This is a genomic window from Sphingobacterium paludis, from assembly GCF_004364125.1.
In the GTDB taxonomy this organism is placed as follows: domain Bacteria; phylum Bacteroidota; class Bacteroidia; order Sphingobacteriales; family Sphingobacteriaceae; genus Sphingobacterium; species Sphingobacterium paludis.
Genome location: NZ_SNZV01000021.1, coordinates 1 through 3,013 on the forward strand (window position 1 = coordinate 1; position 3,013 = coordinate 3,013).

2 protein-coding genes and 1 pseudogene are annotated in these 3,013 nt (G+C 38.3%); all 3 read left to right on the forward strand.

The annotated features are described in order from the left end of the window. Positions 1-305 (forward strand): hypothetical protein (locus B0I21_RS19930; RefSeq protein ID WP_208292402.1); only part of this gene is annotated, 305 nt, incomplete at its 5' end. 14 nt (positions 306-319) lie between these two features. Continuing rightward, a complete protein-coding gene (locus B0I21_RS19935; protein ID WP_133642255.1) occupies positions 320-961 on the forward strand; it encodes a hypothetical protein in 642 nt (213 codons plus the stop codon). Between the two features lie 484 nt (positions 962-1,445). Next, positions 1,446-2,623: pseudogene (locus tag B0I21_RS19940) on the forward strand (IS3 family transposase). Positions 2,624-3,013 lie beyond the last annotated feature (390 nt).

The following is a 3,013-nucleotide window of genomic DNA, read 5'->3' on the forward strand; positions in this document are numbered from 1 at the left end:
ATATTTACACCATTACGATAAAGGATGCACAGCTATTCGCATATATGACAAAAGAACTTTACGGGGAAAGGCAAATTGCTGAAAATATTCGATATGCTGATCTTACACGTTCAGCATTTCGGGATTCGAACGGCAATCCAGATAGCAAATTGGACATACAAAAAAGCGGCGAGTCCGCATTACTGCAACTGTTCGGAAAGATGTTCAATCTCAACAAGCAGAAAATTAGCGATACGGATAAGAACGAAAATGTAAAACTTGATTCAGAAGGAAACGTTACCATGAAAGACCCCTGCAAACCCTAAATAAATAAATAATAATGAAAAAGATTATAATAAGCATTTTCGTCCTATTGTTAAATTTGGCAAATTCATTTGCACAACAGGACATTTTAGAGCATGTAAATAGCTATTACATGAAGCCAGAAGGCTACCTCACCGATCTTAATACGATCATCGCATTGGATAATGGTATAGCAAGACAAATATATGCACCAGGATATGAAAGTGTGATAAATAAGTTGAGCCCTAATGTTGCATATTTCCGCACGCAATACCCTTCGACTGGGTGGAATCAGCCTTGTTTAATAGAGATATCATGGTATCCACAGTCTCCTCAACTATCGACAACTACTATTGAGCAGCAGACAACAAAACTTTTCGATGCCCTGACCGTTTCAGAAGATTTGGATACAAGAGTTATTCGCTACATTAAGAATGATGCTAAACATGCTGGCTATATGTACAACACCAAACACCATGTCATCGATTTCGTCATTCTTTCCTTGGAAAAGCGGGAGCTGGTTCGGGGTACCATAAAGATCAATCCGACCAGCGATCAGATGCGTGAGACATTTGTCAATGCATTCATCGATAATCTACAGTTTGAGCCATATTCTCCAACTGTCGCCAACCCAGAGCCTCCAATAAGTTCAGGGGTAAACAGCCGTAAAAAAAGGTAGAGATCACCAAGTGTAAATACGGTACATCGCCGTTTTTATACTTACGTGACAACATTTATGCAAGATGTTAGTTATCTTCTATATCCACAACTAAAAGTTAAAGCTAATGATTAACTAAATAATCTAAATAATGTTTCTAAAATAAGGGACAAATGGAAGATATGATCGTCCTAACTAAGAGTACAATTACATGTTCAAAACAAGATAGTAGTAAAAAAACTCCTACCGGTAGATTGTTTAGTTGATTAGAAAGGGAGCGAATTTATTTTCGCCCCTTTTTTATTACATACTTCGTAGCTTCACACGTGACAATCGCCGTTCTAAAAGCACTCGTCGAAGGCAAAACAATCACTCCTCCGATCTAAATTAGTAATTACCAGATTGTTTAAATAAGCAGAAAATGGAGATATAAATCAAAACGAGTCTGAAGTTGCTACATTTGACTGGACATTAAGTTAAGAGAATTTAATAACTTAACAGAGTTATGTCAAAAGAAAGAAAAATTTACACGAAAGAGTTTAGGCTGATGAGCGTTGAGCTGAGTAATACGCGTAGCGATCTTAGTGCGCTAGCTAGAGAATTGGATATCAGCCCGGCTCTATTGTACAGATGGCGCAAAGAGTATTCAAAGAAACAATGGAGTAGTTTCCCGGGAAATGGGAATCTTATATTGAGTGAGGCCGAGCAGGAACTAGCACGCTTGAAGTAAGAGTTTCGCGACACCCAAATTGAACGGGATATACTAAAAAAGGCTGTGGGCATCTTCTCCAAGAGCTGCGAGAAATATTCAGGTTTATAAGTGAGCATCGCGAAGTATTTTCAGTCGGGAAGATGTGTCATGTATTCAGGGTAAGCAGAGCCGGCTATTACAGTTTTTTGAAGGGCATCCCATCCAAGAGGAATGTGGAGAACCAAAAGCTTGTCATAGAGATCCAGGAAGCATTTTCTAACAGTAAAAAAACCTACGGCAGTCCGCGGATTACCCGTGAGCTGCACAATAAGAATATAAAAGTATCCCGGGTAAGGGTGGCTAGATTAATGAAAAAGGCAGAATTAAGGAGTATTGTCAAGAGAAAATTTAAGGTAACCACAGATTCCAGTCATAAATATCCTGTTGCTGAGAATTTATCGGACCGTAATTTCAGACCGGGTACACTTGGTGCCGTGTGGGTATCGGATATGACGTACATTAAAACTCGGAAGGGCCGGCTCTATTTGACAACTGTTATCGATCTTGGAGATAGAAAAGTGATCCGATGGGCTTTAAGTGAAACCATGAAGACGATCGACACCGTGGTTTGCGCTTTTAAAATGGCACAAAAGAACAGACCGATAACCCAAGAACTAATTTTCCATTCCGATCAAGGAATACAGTCTGCATGTCATGAATTCAGATCTATACGCAAAGAAAATCCACTCGTTAAAAGAAGTATGAGTAGAAAGGGTAATTGTTGGGATAATGCTGTGGCTGAAAGTTTCTTCAAAACACTGAAGGCTGAATGTGTGTACCAGCATAAATTCGCACACAGGGAGCAGGCTGCCCTCATCGTGTTCGAATACATCGAGACTTGGTACAACCGCAAAAGGCAACATTCTGCATTGGGATATATGTCTCCAGAGGAGTTCGCTAGAAAAAAATATAAACGAAATATAGCTGCTTAACTATCTGTCTATTTTATTGTTGCAATTCCACAATTTCATTTGCGCAAAAGGATATTTTATAACATGTAAATAGCTATTTCAGGAAGCCAGAAGGCTACCTTACTGATATAGATGTTAGTTATAGGCTGTACTTACAAATAAGACATAACGCTGATGATTAGCTAAAGAATAGTGTTTCTAAAATAAGGGACAAATGGAAGGTATGAACGTCTTAAGCTAAGAGTACAATTTTCAGGTTTAAAACAAAATTGTAGAAAGGAACCTTATACATGGGAGATCATTTGGTTGATTGAGATGAAGTAGTCAAGACTTAATCTGACAGTTGCAATAAATTAACAACTGAAAAATAGATTAGAGTTATGACAACACAAGAAAAAATCATCAAGAACA